This is a genomic window from Candidatus Filomicrobium marinum (assembly GCF_000981545.1).
GTDB classification, from domain to species: domain Bacteria; phylum Pseudomonadota; class Alphaproteobacteria; order Rhizobiales; family Hyphomicrobiaceae; genus Filomicrobium; species Filomicrobium insigne.
In genome coordinates, this window is sequence record NZ_LN829119.1 from 3,236,143 (window position 1) to 3,250,757 (window position 14,615).

The 14,615-nt window shown below is 57.3% G+C and carries 12 protein-coding genes and 1 tRNA gene; 8 read left to right on the plus strand and 5 right to left on the minus strand.

Translation table 11 applies throughout. The annotated features are described in order from the left end of the window. Positions 1–18 precede the first annotated feature (18 nt). The gene (locus tag YBN1229_RS15160) at positions 19–2,370 is read right to left on the minus strand and encodes an efflux RND transporter permease subunit (RefSeq protein ID WP_046478451.1); all 2,352 of its coding nucleotides are present in this window, start codon (positions 2,368–2,370) and stop codon (positions 19–21) included. Positions 2,371–2,664: 294 nt separating this feature from the next. On the opposite strand from YBN1229_RS15160, the gene YBN1229_RS15165 reads away from it, so the two are divergent. The 3 genes from YBN1229_RS15165 (at position 2,665) to YBN1229_RS15175 (ending at position 4,246) form a co-directional block, all read left to right on the plus strand. Then, on the plus strand, positions 2,665–2,892 hold the full coding sequence (locus YBN1229_RS15165) for a sulfurtransferase TusA family protein (RefSeq protein WP_046478450.1): 228 nt from the start codon (positions 2,665–2,667) through the stop codon (positions 2,890–2,892). Positions 2,893–3,084: 192 nt separating this feature from the next. Further along, positions 3,085–4,092 carry a hypothetical protein gene (locus tag YBN1229_RS15170; RefSeq protein ID WP_046478449.1) on the plus strand — a complete coding sequence of 336 codons (1,008 nt, stop codon included), beginning with the start codon at positions 3,085–3,087 and terminating at the stop codon, positions 4,090–4,092. Between the two features lie 79 nt (positions 4,093–4,171). Then, positions 4,172–4,246: transfer RNA gene (locus tag YBN1229_RS15175), tRNA-Val, on the plus strand. Positions 4,247–4,258: 12 nt separating this feature from the next. Here the strand turns inward: YBN1229_RS15175 and speB are convergent. After that, complete coding sequence (gene speB, locus YBN1229_RS15180) at positions 4,259–5,209, minus strand: agmatinase (RefSeq protein ID WP_046478448.1); 951 nt, start codon at positions 5,207–5,209, stop codon at positions 4,259–4,261. A 107-nt stretch (positions 5,210–5,316) separates the two neighbouring features. Continuing rightward, positions 5,317–6,510 carry a decarboxylase gene (locus YBN1229_RS15185; protein WP_046478447.1) on the minus strand — a complete coding sequence of 398 codons (1,194 nt, stop codon included), beginning with the start codon at positions 6,508–6,510 and terminating at the stop codon, positions 5,317–5,319. Between the two features lie 428 nt (positions 6,511–6,938). Here YBN1229_RS15185 and YBN1229_RS15190 point away from each other — a divergent pair, with 428 nt between their 5' ends. Then, positions 6,939–8,030: a YeeE/YedE family protein gene (locus tag YBN1229_RS15190; protein WP_052743983.1), complete on the plus strand. Its 1,092-nt coding sequence runs from the start codon at positions 6,939–6,941 to the stop codon at positions 8,028–8,030. 13 nt (positions 8,031–8,043) lie between these two features. Here YBN1229_RS15190 and YBN1229_RS15195 read toward each other — a convergent pair whose 3' ends face one another. Next, entirely contained in the window at positions 8,044–10,176 is a 2,133-nt protein-coding gene (locus tag YBN1229_RS15195; RefSeq protein ID WP_152024997.1) for a DUF4384 domain-containing protein, read from the minus strand. Positions 10,177–10,542: 366 nt separating this feature from the next. Between YBN1229_RS15195 and YBN1229_RS15200 the strand changes: the two genes are divergently transcribed. Together YBN1229_RS15200 and YBN1229_RS15205 are read left to right on the plus strand one after the other, a co-directional pair. Continuing rightward, on the plus strand, positions 10,543–10,734 hold the full coding sequence (locus tag YBN1229_RS15200; RefSeq protein WP_046478445.1) for a hypothetical protein: 192 nt from the start codon (positions 10,543–10,545) through the stop codon (positions 10,732–10,734). Between the two features lie 408 nt (positions 10,735–11,142). Continuing rightward, positions 11,143–11,805, plus strand: a complete 663-nt coding sequence (locus YBN1229_RS15205; protein ID WP_046478444.1) for a 2OG-Fe(II) oxygenase — start codon at positions 11,143–11,145, stop codon at positions 11,803–11,805. A gap of 36 nt (positions 11,806–11,841) precedes the next feature. On the opposite strand, the gene YBN1229_RS15210 is transcribed toward YBN1229_RS15205, so the two are convergent. Beyond that, positions 11,842–13,113, minus strand: coding sequence for a threonine ammonia-lyase (locus tag YBN1229_RS15210; protein WP_432264123.1), 1,272 nt, complete (start codon positions 13,111–13,113; stop codon positions 11,842–11,844). A gap of 122 nt (positions 13,114–13,235) precedes the next feature. Between YBN1229_RS15210 and YBN1229_RS15215 the strand changes: the two genes are divergently transcribed. Together YBN1229_RS15215 and YBN1229_RS15220 are read left to right on the plus strand one after the other, a co-directional pair. Next, entirely contained in the window at positions 13,236–14,138 is a 903-nt protein-coding gene (locus YBN1229_RS15215) for an NAD(P)-dependent oxidoreductase (RefSeq protein WP_280136734.1), read from the plus strand. Positions 14,139–14,146: 8 nt separating this feature from the next. After that, positions 14,147–14,608: a PaaI family thioesterase gene (locus YBN1229_RS15220; protein WP_046478442.1), complete on the plus strand. Its 462-nt coding sequence runs from the start codon at positions 14,147–14,149 to the stop codon at positions 14,606–14,608. Positions 14,609–14,615: the final 7 nt, after the last annotated feature.

Sequence of the window (14,615 nt, forward strand, 5' to 3'; positions counted from 1 at the left end):
CGTCGCAAATCGTTAGGGTTACGGATTGCGCGGTATCCATCCGCGATAAAGGGAAATTGTCGCCGGCAGGATAACAAGTTGCGCGATCAGAGAAGCAAACAGACACACTGCCGAAAGCTGCCCAAAGAGCCTCAGCGACGGCAGGTCCGAAAGCACCGTAACGCCAAGCCCCATCGCCAGAACGATCGTCGTTAAAACGACCGCGGGACCAATGTGATGGGCGGTGCGCCTTAACGCCTCGAAGTGCATGCCCGAGCCGCCACCGAGACGGTCTTCCTCCAGCCGGAACCTGTTCAGGAAGTGAATTGTAGAGTCGATAGCTAACGAAAATGCCACGGTAATCGCGATGATCGACGCAAACTGCAGCCCTTCACCAGAAGCCCAGAGAAGAGCACCTGTCGCAAAGATCGGGAACAGGGATGGCAGAATACTTGCAACACCCACCAGAACCGATCGTAATGCCAACCCTAGGAAGATAAAGATCACGAAAATATCGCCGACGAGGCCCCAATTGAGCTCTGTGATCAACGTCGCCGAGTTGCGCGCCGCGATGGCCGGCAGGCCCGTAACGTTGATTTCATAGCCGGGATGCGCCGCGCGCACCGGCGCCAACGCAGCGTCAATCTGCTCGACAACAGGCAGGATTTCACTGGCATCAAGGTCCGGCATGCGAGCCGTCACCAAGACAGCCCGCTCATCGCCTGAAATGAACCGTCGCACTAGATGTTCCGGCAAAATTGATACGTAGCGTTGAACGGTCTCGACATTGTCTTCCCCGGCTTCTGCCAGCCAGCGCCTCAAACTGTCGAGCGACCAAACGTTGCCGAGCCCAGCGCGCTTTTCGAGAACGTCATGAGCCGTCCGGATCGTATCCAGCGTTTCTTCATCGAAAAGAGTATTTTTAGGGGCGCCTGACGCGTCTTTATCGTCAGGCAAAAGGATCATGACATGGATCGGGTTGGCGCCCGTTAGTTTCTGATCCAATTGCGCTGAACCCGCCAAGGCCTGCTCCTGATCCGGCACTTGATCGGCGAGCCGATACTTCGGTTCAAGCTGGGCGTAGGCGGTGCCGGTCAGCACCACAGCAACGACGCCAAGCGTAGTGAACAACGCCGGATTTCGGGCTGCCGTCCCCATCACGCGGTCGGTCACCCGCTGCAGCAGTCCGACGCCACCGCTTTCTTCATCAGGATCGGCAAGCACGTGGGTTTCGCGCTTTACGAAAATTGCAGCAAGCGTCGGCACGACCACGGCCACCGCAAGATAAGAAATCCCGACAGCCAACAAAGCCGCGACACCGAATGTTCGAATGAGAGCGGATTCAGCCAGCGATAACGACAGGATCGCAATCCCCGCGTTCATAGCCGTCAGAAGACACGCAGGCGCCACGTCTATAACAGCCGCGCGCGCTGCAGCGACCCGGTCCACGCCAGCCATGATGCCGCGACGAACCGCAAGAACCAAGTGCATGGAATCTGAAAAACCCTGCACCAGAATCAAGGGCGTAATAACGTTGATGAAGAGATTGAGCCGAAAGTCGAGCGCACCCAGGACGCCCAACGTCCAGAGAATGGCAATCCCAGGCCCCGCTACCGCAATGATCGTCAAGGATAGACGCTTGAAGAAAATGAATGCAACAACGAGTCCTGCGAGGAAGCCCAACCCGTTATAGACAAGACGGTCTTGCTCCACCGCATTGCGGATCTCAAGCTGCATGACTGGCGCCCCGGTCAGCTTGATGGTGACGCCTGTCCCCGCGAAGCCATCCTCTGCGGTCTTTCTCAGTCCCTCGATGACAGCCTTGGAACCGTCTCTGGCAACCGCAGCGCGATCCAGAGAAATAACGATCAAAGCCAGCTTCCCGTCATCTGACAGGAATTTCCCTTTCACAATGTCATTTGTCTTGAGCCGCTCAGCCATGGCCGACAGGCCAGCGTCATCCTCCGGGAGATCGTCTGGAACAATCGGGGGCGCATAGCCGGTCTCGTCCGGTTTATCACGCGCCGACATCATGGAAACGAGACCGTTGACGCCATCTGCTAGTTGCAGATCAATCGTCGTTTCGCGAAACGCCGTCAAAACCTCGCGGCTCAGAAGATCAGGCCCCGAAGCAACAATCAAAACGTCATATTCACTTGATGGGAACAACCGATCGATAGTTTCGTACTGATGAAACTCTGGTGTATCGGTGCGAAAGAGCTCCGAAAGCGAATCGTCCACCTTGAGCCGCGAAACGCCAAGCGCCGCCAAGCCCGAAAGAACGACGATCAACAAAGCCGAGAGAAGAGGGGCGCGAAGCGCAATCAGCCCAAGTTTTTCCAGACCGAATGAAAACCGGAACGTCCTGGGTTTGGGTTCAGACACGTTCATGATTCCCCTCGCGTTCCCATGCCGAAAAAAAGCCGACAGCCCCTAGGTAAGCCAAACCCGACGCAAACCGTATAATGGTGACACCCGCTGATGCCTGATGACAACCAATCCGGCAATGCCTAATTGCCGCGATATACCCACTTACACCGTGCGATTCGGGCGTCAGGCCGCCAAACCTATCGCCAATTTGCACGTTTTGATATCGTCGCGCGCCTTCTACCTCTGCTATTCTCGTGAGCGGCTGAGAATTAGGCGCCGATAAAAACAAAAATCTGTCCGGAGACTGCGACGACCATGGCCGATATGACACTGGATACAAAGGGTTTGAATTGTCCGCTGCCAATCTTGAAAACCAAAAAAATCATCAAGGACGTTCCCCGCGGCGGCACCCTTGAGGTCCTGGCCACCGATCCCGGATCTGTCGCCGACTTCCAAGCGTTCTGCAAAACAACCGGAAACACCTTGTTGGAACACGAAGAAAGCGGCGGCGTATATCGCTTCCTGATCCAACATTCCGCCTGACCCATACCAGAGGCGCCGTAGGTCCACGCGGCGCCCCTTTTTCGCGCAAAGTGCTTCATTCGCGACGCCCTGTAGCAGTCAGCTGAGGCGCCGCAATTCAGCCGCATCCACCCCCTCTCCTCTCGCTATGAAGAAACTAATTCTGGGGCCAGAACGGCGACTGGGTACCGTTTCAGGCGAGCGAGATAACCAATGCGCCTTCCGACAGCTGAGTGCCACACCATCGATCTGAGCGCTGATCGAAGAACAAGTGTCGTTCGAACGGTGGCGCTTTTCGTGGTCCTCGCGGCCTCTTTCATGTTCGGCGCACTTCAAGCCTCCGCCCTGCCCCAACAGGCTCTCAACAGTCGGGTCGTGCTCGACCTCCCGGAAGGCTTCGAACCGTCCCCGCTATTCTCCGGTTTTACAAACGAAAATCTCGGTGTGAGCTACGTGATCTTCGAAACGCCTCACGAAGCCTATGACGAATTGATTTCAGGTTTTACGGCGGAAGGGCTTGCCAAGCGCGGAATTACATCCGTCGAACGTGGGACACTGCCCCGGACGGATGATCACATTTACATTCGCGCCCAACAAACCTCGCCAACCGGTACGTACGAAAAGTTCTTCGTTGTGTTCCGTACGGCCGATCAGTCGGTATTGGTTTCCGCGAATGTGCCGGTCGAGATCATGCGTAATCGCACGATAACGGCAGAGGATATTGAGCGCGTTCTCAGTTCGGCGAAAACCGCCGCTCATCTCACGGTGCGGGAGCTTTACCGTCTTGGATATCTCGGAGAATTCAAACGAGCGGGCACCGTTATCGGCACAAGCACGGTCTATACCCGGGACGGCCGATTTGAACCTGAGCGCAAAGGACAAAGTCGCCCCGTTTTCATGATTGCCCCCTCCCTCGACAAGCGACCGGTCAAGGAGCCCCAAGCGTTTGCAACAAAGCTGCTGACCTCACTCACGGGCTATCGCCAGCTTAAGCTGAGCACGCCCACAGAAGTGACTATCGGCGGCCTGGAAGGCATATCGATAGAGGCAACCGCCGTAGACGCAACAGACGAAAATCCGGTCAACCTGCTACAGATTTTGCTTCCGGCACCCGGTGGTGGATACTATCGATTGCTTGGCATCACACCAACATCACAAACGCTTATCCCGGAGTTCCGACGCATCGCCCAAAGCTTCGAGCTGACTGATGCGCGACGGTAAGTGAAGGGTGCGAAGTTCGGTCACCACGGACCTTGACAGCAGGTGAAGAATGTCAGCATAAGCTGGCTTCCCTGGAACCGGGCGGTTAGCTCAGCGGTAGAGCACACGCTTCACACGCGTGGGGTCACTGGTTCAATCCCAGTACCGCCCACCAGTCCTAAGATTATCAGGACAAGACGCGCGAACGGCGCACGCCAGGCCCCGTCCCGGACAAAGCATACGCCATCATCTTGTAGGCAAGTTGCGCCGCAAGAAAATCATACGCATGGAAGCCCGGTATCGGCGCCAGCTCTACGAGATCCGCACCTACGATCGTGCCAACCTGCGCCGCGCGGCGCAGGATCGCAAGCGCCTGCGGATAATTCATACCGCCGGGCGTAGGCGTACCCGTCGCAGGCATGATTGACCCGTCCAGACCGTCGATATCGAAAGTGACGTAGATCGGACGCCCCTTCAGCGGCGCAACGATATCTTCGATCGACCAATGTGCTTGGTCTTTGCCCCAATGAATGTGAACACGATGCTTGTTCGCTTCGGCAAAACCAACCTCTGGAGCCGATACCGCACGGATACCAACCGAAACTAAACTGACGTGCTGATAGTCAAGCACACGCCGCATCGCTGCCGCATGCGAAAAGCGCTCACCCAGATAACCATCCCGCAAATCGGCATGAGCATCGAACTGCAAAACAACGAGGTTGTCATAGTGTGCCGCAAAAGGCCGGATGGCACCTGCAGTCAACGAATGCTCGCCACCAAGCACGAACGGAAATCGGCCAGCTTCCAATGTTTGCTCGACGATGCGTGCGAGCTTATCCAAAGCAGGTTCAGGACCCTTTTCGAGATCAATCATCGGCGGTTTCAACGTCGCGATACCGAAATCATCACAAGGCTGACGCATGAGTTCGTCGTCGTACAACTCAAGCTGATGACTGGCCGCAAGGATGGCCGCAGGACCTCGCGCCGTACCGGAGCCGTAGCTCACCGTCGCCTCGAGCCCAAACGGAATAACGAGAGCACGGGCCAAATGCGGACAAAGCACGTCGGACCGATCTGGATCGAGAAAGGCCTCGTCCGCATGTAGGTAAGTGAAGGGGTCGCTCGGTTGTTGGCCCATATCTTTTGGTCCCTGGCACTAGTCACAAAACGAGGCTCGAAAGCGTCTACCCCCGAGCCTCGTTGTTTATCAATTGTGTCCCGCCAGACGAAGCCGGCAGCGAAATTTTAGCCGCGCGCAAACCGCGCCGGCACAGCGGCATCTTCCGAGTACATGGTCACCTGAGGCTCATCGAGCAGGATGACCTCCTCGTAATCGCCATAACCATTGAACTTGCCAGCCATCGCCCGGCCATAAGCGCCGATGTTGCCAATCTCAATGTAATCTCCTGGCCGAATGGACGCCGGCAACATGAAGGGTCCTGGCATGTGATCAATTGAATCGCAGGTCGGCCCCCACAGTTCAAACCCCGTGAGCGGTTCACCAGCTTCCGGCTCACGCGAAACCATGCGTGCCGGAAATACGAAGCCAAGATGCGCGGCATCGAACAGCGTCCCGTAAGAGCCGTCATTAATATAAAGATGGCTACCGCGGCGCGCATCCACCCGCACGATTAGGCTTTCAGCCTCTGCGACCAGCGCACGGCCTGGCTCACACATCACGCGGACATCTTCACGCACGGGCATCTCTTCGAGGCCAGCATCAATCGCGTCGATAAAATCGACGAGCGGTGAAGGCTCACTGTTCGGATACCGCGAAGGATAGCCGCCGCCGACATCGATACGGTCGACGACAACGCCAGCAACGCCGATCAATTCGCGCACCGCCTGCAATGCGGCGACGAACGCGTCTGGTGTCGTTGTTTGCGAACCGACATGGAACGTGATGCCCAATTCGGCTGCCACCTGACGCGTCTTAACGAGAAGATCCGCGGCTGCAGCACCAGCGATCCCAAATTTGTGCTCAAGTGGGATGAGGCTGTTGATCGCAGGTACCGCCACGCGCACAAACAGCTTCAAATCCCGCGCCGGGCGGCCATCCGCCCCAGTCGTCTCCTCGACAATTTTAGTAAGCTCATCGAGCCCATCGAGGGAAAAACTACGGACACCCAAATCATACGCGCGACGAATTGCGCTGCGCGATTTGACCGGATGCATGAAATGAAGCTCTGCCCCAGGAATCGTGGCGGCGTCCTCAAGCTCAGGGAGCGAGGCAACGTCGAAATGCCGGATTCCGGCACCATACAGCGCCCCGATCAGAAAGACCGAGCTGTTGGCCTTGTAGGCATAGGCCACATCGCCATCAAAGTTGTCTATAAACCAACGCGCCGCCCGGCCAGCCGCCTGCGGACGAAGTCCAAGTACGGGCTTTTCAGGGCGTCGGGATTGGATCAGAGCTGCCGCGGAAGCGAGCTTTTCCATTTCATGGGACCTCCACCAGTCGGGTTTAAAAATCCGAGGGCGCTGCTCATACCAGCAGAGACCGCCTTATCGCAAAGAAGCGCGGATATATGGTCATTTGCCCCCCACGTAAACCCCTCGTGTGATGATCGAGAAATTCGCCGGTTATCGCGGAATGGCCGTCAGCGAATTACTCGCTCTGAAACACACGAGCAACCCCATGATTCTAGTGTCCCTTTTGATTCCGAAGTTTGCTCCCAAACAAGCATCCCCTGCAGCGAACTTTGGAAACCGGACACTAGCGTGAAGCAAATTTGTTGTTCCAGGCCCGCTGTCACCGCGCCATCTTGTTCCAGGGGCGTTTAGAACAGTGGAATTCAGTTAACATTCTCAAGTTTGACTATGATAACGCTGCCGCCGACAACGGACAGTCTCGGAGACCACTGACGATGGAAGAACTACGCCAAGCCTTTATCGAAAACGCACCACTTTACCTGATGATCTCAGGATTGGTGGTCGGCTTCGCGTTTGGCTGCATCGTCTACGCCACAAACTTCTGCACGATGGGCGGGATCTCCGACGCTTTTAACTTTGGCGACTACCGCCGCTTCCGCTCATGGATCCTGGCAGGCGCGGTCGCAATCCTCGGCACCCAGGCGCTCGCCTACGCTGGCATCGTGTCGGTCGAGAAGTCGATGTATCTCGGCCCCTCGTTGAATTGGTCAGGCCATATCCTCGGCGGACTGATCTTCGGCTTCGGCATGGTCTTTTCCGGCGGCTGCCCGAGCCGCAACCTGGCGCGCGCCGGTGGCGGCGACTTGCGGGCTTTGCTCACTCTCGTCGTCGTCGGGATCTTTGCATACGCCACAATCGGCGGCGTCCTAGGCCCTCTGCGAGCTGCAATTGCGGACGCGACAGCACTCCCAATGAGCGGCCTCGGCGCGCCATCGACAAGCCTTGCCGACATGGCTTCAGCCCACCAAATCATTCCGGGCGACATCGCGGGCCTCGCCGTCGGTGCGATCATCGCGGGTCTAATGATGCTCTATTGCTTCGCAAGCCGCGAAATGCGCGCAAGCCCCGTCCATATCATCGCCGGTATTGCAGTCGGGTTGTGCGTGATCGCAGGCTGGGCGGCCACTGGCCTCGCCTTCGATGAGTTCACCGAAGCGCCCGTTCCTCCAATCTCGTTGACCTACGTCCGCCCCGCGGGCGACAGCCTAGAATGGATCCAGCGCTACACCGCACTAGGCTATCCGGGCTTTGGAGCCGCAAGCGTCTTCGGGGCATTATTCGGCGCCTTCCTTGCCGCCATGTCTATGGGACGTTTCCGCGTGGCGTCCTTTTCCGATGCCGGTGACACCGTGCGGACCTTATCAGGCGCCGCACTCATGGGCTTCGGGGGTGTGATGGCGCTCGGGTGCACGATCGGCCAGGGCCTGACAGGCATCTCGACGCTGGCTTTGGGCTCATACCTGACATTTGTCGCGATCGTTCTCGGTGGCATTCTCGGCTTGAAAGCCCTAGAGCGCTTGGCCTGATCCGCAATAAAGCTCAGTCTATCTTGATGACGATCGCGTCGCGGGCTTGCGGCAGCGGTGTCGGGTCGCTGCGGGCGGGCACTGTGTCCCGGCGCTTGCGGCCGGACACTAATTTCGCCCGCTGCACCGTCCCTCCGCCGGCACGCTCCTTGCTATCCGCTGCCAGCTCATCGCGGAGAAAGGCTTCCCAATCCCCCAGACTGGTAAAGCGTTGACGCTCGAAGTCGTGGAAAACACCGGGCGGCGAGGTACGTCCGCCCGCCATGCAAATCCCAACGATCATTTCCTCACCAACAGTCCGCAATCGGAACCTGAACTCATCGGCCGGTCCCGGCACGCGTAAACGTTGGCGGGCCTTGAGAAGGTTATCGGGATTAAAGTCGTTGGGAAACAAGACGGTAGCCAGCCCCTTGGCATCAACCGAAATCAATGTCAGATGACAATCCTGTGTGCTAGAAGCAAAGAAGTAGGCCGCTTCACCCGCTTTGTAGCTTGGCTTGTCGCTCCATAACGAAAGGCGCAAGTCATCCGCATGGGGCCGAATTGACTGCCTTTGATCCGTATCCTCAACAAGCTCAGAAGCGAGCCAGTCAAACTCCGCGCGTGTGATCACCCCCTGACGCAAGCGCCGGGCGGCAGGCGCCAAATCGCCGTCAAGCTTCTCAAGCGTTTGAGAAATCTGCTGGACGCTTCGACCCATTTCGCGGGCCACGCGGCGAATATCAAGCGCGCGCAGATAGTTCAGAACCAGCGCGTGAATCGGCTCCAACCCATCGATTGTCAGATCAGGTCCAATGCCCGCCGAACGGAGGACGATCGTCTGTGCGTTGGCATCGTTCGCCAAGAGCGCATCAAGCTCCGCCTGAGAAACCAGGTGGTTTGCACCGCCTCCGCTCTGGCTGACCTCTTCCATGGCAATGCCACGCAAATCATCCTGAAAGGGCAACAGGACCGGCTGATGACAGACAAAACACCCAAGCCCTCCACCTGTCGCGCGCCCAGCCAATTCAGAGACATGGCTTTCAGTCCCTATCTCCTTTGCCTCGTCCCGACGGGTACCATCGGCAGAAAACACGGCCGAGCCAAAAAAGCCGTTCGGAAGCTGAAACAGCAAGCGAGACTGTTCAGCACCCTCCGCAACGTCATCTCCCGCCCCGCGGCTTAGTCGGTTCGACAAATTTGTGAGTGCGTCCGACTGCTCCCCAGTCCCAGGCACAAAATCAAAAGCCTCCCAAAGTACCCGCCCATCCTTATCCGCGCGGCGCAAAAAAGTGCGCGCAGCACCCGTAACGGCACTTTGCGCAACGCCAGCAACACGTGTCTGCGCAAGATCAATGTTTCCCGTGAAACCTAACCACGCATCAAAATTCCTCTCTCGGACAGGGATCCGCAAACGCGCGTAGTAGTTTCCAGGCTCAGAGAGGGCGTACGCCAACCAGTCAGCCCGTAAAAGCGGCTGACGGCTCCCGGAACTCTCTAAAATATCCGAACCTAAATTAGGCCGTGTTGCTTCAGGCGTTTGCTTGGCAATGGCTTCCCATTCGTCGGGAGACCATCCCAGATTGCGCACATCAAAAGCAATGAAACTTCCTCGGATATCGACGTTATCCGGACGCAACGGCTTCGGCGCGCGCGAAACACTATTGAGGAGTTTGACGAGAGCCTGCCTGTAAGCATCCAGTTGGCTCTTTCCGCCACATGATGTGCCAAGATGCGAAAGTTGCACGTACCGGCGAAACCTTGCGGTCTCAGGGTCGGCCCCTTGCTGATCGGCCCGGATCAGCGCATCCACGTCCTCGGTGTCCGTGACTCCCCATACACAACGGGAAACGGCACGCAAACCGGCAATCCAAGTCCTAACCGCCGCAATTTCCTCGACGCTGGGCTCCTTGAGGTCGCCAAAGCCGTTCGTAACGTCATTCGGCATATGCCGCGTCTGCATTACGGTAAAAAGTGAAGAAGCATCCGGATAGCCAGGGCGCACTAAGTCCGCGCGCCGTGCAAGAGCATCAAGATCTAGGACATTTCCCAGATCCCCCGCCGCGACACTCCGCTTGAGACGACCCGTCTGGTGGCATCGCGCGCAGTGCTGATCCAGAACCTTGTACGCGCGCACCGCATCGCTGGCCGCGGAAGGTGCAAGCACTGCAGGGGGATCTTGATCTTGTGCCTGACACGGAACGACAAGACAGCCGAGCGCCACGAGGACGGCCACCGCCAGCCATTTCCGCCGTTGAGCTCCCGGAACCAACGAGCCGCCACCTTCCCGCAAATTCGACTCAAGCTTTCAAATAAATACCACAAACTGCTTCTGGGGCATCGCCAACCATCCGCGCGACTACCAAAATTGAATTACATAAAAATAAAAGTAATTACTCATTAACTTAGGTTAGCGTGAAGTTAATTTCAAGAAATGGTCGTTATCCATGTCCATTCTACTTCTTCGACTAACAAGAAGTTATCGGTTATAAAAATCCTAACGGCATTTCTCTGAATAGCCTGTGAGGAAACCATGGATCTCGAGGCAGCCAAGTTACTCAGCGGCAATATCTGTCGCTACACGATGATCGCCGCGCTCGGATGCCTTCTACTGGCCGCCCTCATTCTCGTTAGGGTATCGCTGTCGTCGAACCCTATGCCCAAAGACGATGTCGCCCTTAACGAGCCGTCCCCGCAATTTTTCGCGAAAACACGCTTAGACTAAGACAAGCCGAAATCGAGATTACCTCCGACCCAACCCGATACTGCTCCTTCCAACTCTATGACCCCGTTCCTCACCGAACGGGGTCAACTTTTTTAAATTAGAGATCAAGCTCTTACCTGAGGGCTTTACTGCCATAAGGCCGACGGCACGCGGCCTCAGCCGATCTGAGCCTTTCTTTCCCCAACTTTTCCACAAATGCCAGCCAACCTGCAGGCAAGGCGTTATGGACAGCTACGGCCAAAACCGTTCAAGCTCGTCGCTGTCCACCCGCAAAAGTCCGTAACCGTCACAGCTCCCGCTCACCAAACTCCTCACGCACTTGCCCCTTGACAGACCGCCCTAGCACCGTGCCTAACCCACGAGGCGGCCACATTCCGCCAGTTGATCTCAATCGGGGACGTCCACAAAATGACCATCTCTTCGCAAGCGATCATCGACAGCATGCTGGCGAGCATTGAGGCGTCGAACCGGACCGACGAACCTTATCGACACTGGTATCTGACGGACTGCCTCCCCGCCGCCGCCGCTGAAGACATTGTCCATCTTCCCTTCCCGGCTCCGGCTCTGGACGGTGTTTCCGGAAAGCGTGAATTGCACAACGCAACGCGCACCTACTTCGATGCTGAGAACATGGCGAAGTTCCCCGTCTGCAAGGCGTTCAATGAAGCCTTCCAGGCTGACCAACTCACGCACGCGCTCGCAGACCATTTCGGCACCAACCTGAATGGTAGCTATCTCCGCGTAGAATATGCGCAAGACATCGACGGGTTTTGGCTGGAGCCACACACGGATCTCGGCGTGAAGGTCTTCACGATGTTACTCTACATGTCGCGTGAACCCTCACACGCCAACCTCGGCACCGACATCTACGACAACGACAAGAAGCATCTTGGACGTTCACCATTCCAATCAAACTCGGCCATGATCTTCGTTCCGTCCGACAACACCTATCACGGCTTCGAGTCGCGCCCCATTGAAGGCGTTCGTAAGTCAGTGATCATCAATTACGTCACAAACGAATGGCGTGCCCGGGAACAGCTAGCCTATCCGGAAACGCCGATTAAGCAGTGACCTCCATGAGTGAGTGCGCCCGCAAAGTCCGAAAGCTCAACGGGCGCCCTTCACCTCAACGGCAAAGCCAGCCTCTTCAAGCTGTCGCAAAACTCTACCGAGATGATCCCTATCGCGCGTCTCGATGACAATGTGCAGCTCGGTACCTTTGGCCGGCAGGTCCGTAAACACGCGCTGGTGATAAACCTCAACAACATTGGCGTCAGCCTCCGCGATAATGGCTGACACCGCAGCCAGCTGGCCTGGCCGATCGGGGATATCGATGGTGAGCTGAGACAGCCTGCCCTCGCGCGCGAGTTCCCGCGTCAACACACTGGCCAACAGACGCGTATCGATATTGCCTCCGCACAAGACCAAGCCGACCTTCTGTCCGGCAAACCGCCCCGGCTCCGCGATAAGAGCCGCCAAGCCCGCCGCGCCCGCCCCCTCGACCACCGTCTTTTCGATCGCGAGCAACAAACTGACGGCCCGCTCAAGTTCCGGCTCGGAGACAAGCACAATGTCGTCGACGAGCTCTTTCACCATGGGGCTCGTCAACTTGCCCGGCGCTTTGACCGCGATCCCTTCCGCCAATGTATCCCCGCGCATCGGCAAGCTCATGCCACGCGTTGCGTTGTACATGGATGGATAAAGCTTGGCCTGAACGCCGACGACGCAAATTTCCGGCTTCAAAGCCTTCGCAGCGGCGGCAATGCCGGAAATCAAGCCGCCTCCGCCGATCGGCACCACGAGAACATCGAGATCGGGCACATCACGCAGCATCTCCAAAGCGATCGTCCCCTGCCCCGCGATTACGAGTGGATCATCATAGGGATGCACAAACGTGAGCCCATGTTCATGCCCATAGTCGTGCGCGAAAGCAGACGCCTCTTCCAAGGTCGGGCCTTTGAGAATGACCTGAGCGCCGTGCCCCCGCGTGTTCTCGACTTTTACAGTCGGCGTCGCTTCAGGCATGACAATAACCGTCGGAACACCAAGCCGGTTCGCATGATAAGCTACGCCTTGCGCGTGATTGCCCGCCGACATCGCGATAACGCCTTTGCGGCGTTCTTCAGCACTCAGCGCCATCAGGCGATTAAGAGCGCCACGCTCCTTAAAGGCCCCGGTAAACTGTAGATTCTCAAACTTGAGCCAGATGTCCGCGCCGAACATTTCCGACAACGTACGACTGCGGCCGCAATCCGTATCGACCACCGCTCCCGCTATGGTCTCAGCAGCGCGTTTGACATCCGCCAGCGTCACAGCCAACGCACGCGCACCAGATCCCGAAGCCAGAGAACCGCCGTCATCAAGCTGCTTCGAATTCACTGAGGTGTCCTTTCTTCAGTGTTGTCACTGAACCATAGTCCCAGCTAGCCCCTTTTTCTTTGCTTCCGTCATCACCCATTGGCTAAAAGTGCCGGATCAACAAATACGAACCATCGATAATTCTGGGAAGGAGCAGGGGCATGGCAAAAGTTGCGTGGATTGGGCTCGGCGTTATGGGCTTCCCGATGGCGGGCCACATCCTTAAGAAAGGCGGACACGACCTCGTTGTCTATAATCGCACCGCCGCCAAAGCCAAGGAGTGGGTTGAGCAGCACGGCTCAGGACAAACGGCAGCGACGCCCGCTGAAGCTGCCAGGGATGCCGACTTTGTCTTCTGCTGCGTTGGCAACGACGACGACCTGCGCTCCGTCATCATTGGGCCCGATGGCGCGCTCGCCGCGATGAAACCCGGATCCATCCTGATCGACAACACAACGGCTTCCGCCAACGTCGCACGCGAACTTTACGCTGCTGCCAAAGAAAAGGGCATCGGTTTCATCGACGCCCCGGTCTCCGGCGGGCAGGCCGGTGCAGAAAACGGTGTGCTGACCGTCATGTGCGGTGGCGACGCAGATGTCTTCGCGCGTGCAGAACCGGTGATCACGCACTACGCCCGGATGATCAAACACATCGGCGCGCCAGGCGCAGGCCAGCTCACCAAAATGGTGAACCAAATCGCGATTGCAGGATTGGTCCAGGGCTTGGCAGAAGCTATCCATTTCGCTCAGAAGGCCGACCTGGATATCCCGACCGTAATCGATACAATTTCCAAGGGTGCAGCCCAATCCTGGCAAATGGAAAACCGCTGGGAAGCCATGAACGCCGGCAAGTTCGATTTCGGGTTTGCCGTGGATTGGATGCGCAAGGACCTCTCCATCTGCATCGATGAGGCACGGCGTAATGGCGCCAGCCTTCCGGTTGCAGCCGTCGTCGACCAATTCTATAGCGAGGTCCAGAAGATGGGCGGCAATCGCTGGGATACGTCGAGCTTGATTGCGCGCCTGAACGCTAGCGACCGAAAATAAGGACAATTATGAGCACGGACACCACCTCTGCAGTGGACCAGCCTGATCCGCGGCAACTCATGGAAGCAATGGCCGCCAATAATCCGGCTTTTAGAGAACTCGGTGTCGAAATCATCGAAGCGGGTGCCCAGCGCAGCCGCTTCGCGATGCGCGTGAAGCCTCAACACACCAACACGTTCGGCGTCTGCCACGGCGGTGTCACTTTCGCCCTGGCCGATTTGGCTTTTGGTTTCACGTGTAACGCCAGGGGCGAACGGTCCATGACGGCGGGAGCGAGCATCGAATATCTCGCACCTATCCCCCTCGGCGCTTATCTTTATGCAGATGTGACCGAAGCCGCCATCAAAGGGCGAAATGTCTACTACGATGTGCGCCTGCATTTGGAGGATGGAACGACAACGGCGATTGCGCGAGGGCGCATGCGCATTCTTGGCGGACCGGTCATCACGGACCCGGAAGCCAACTCCTAAGCTGGCT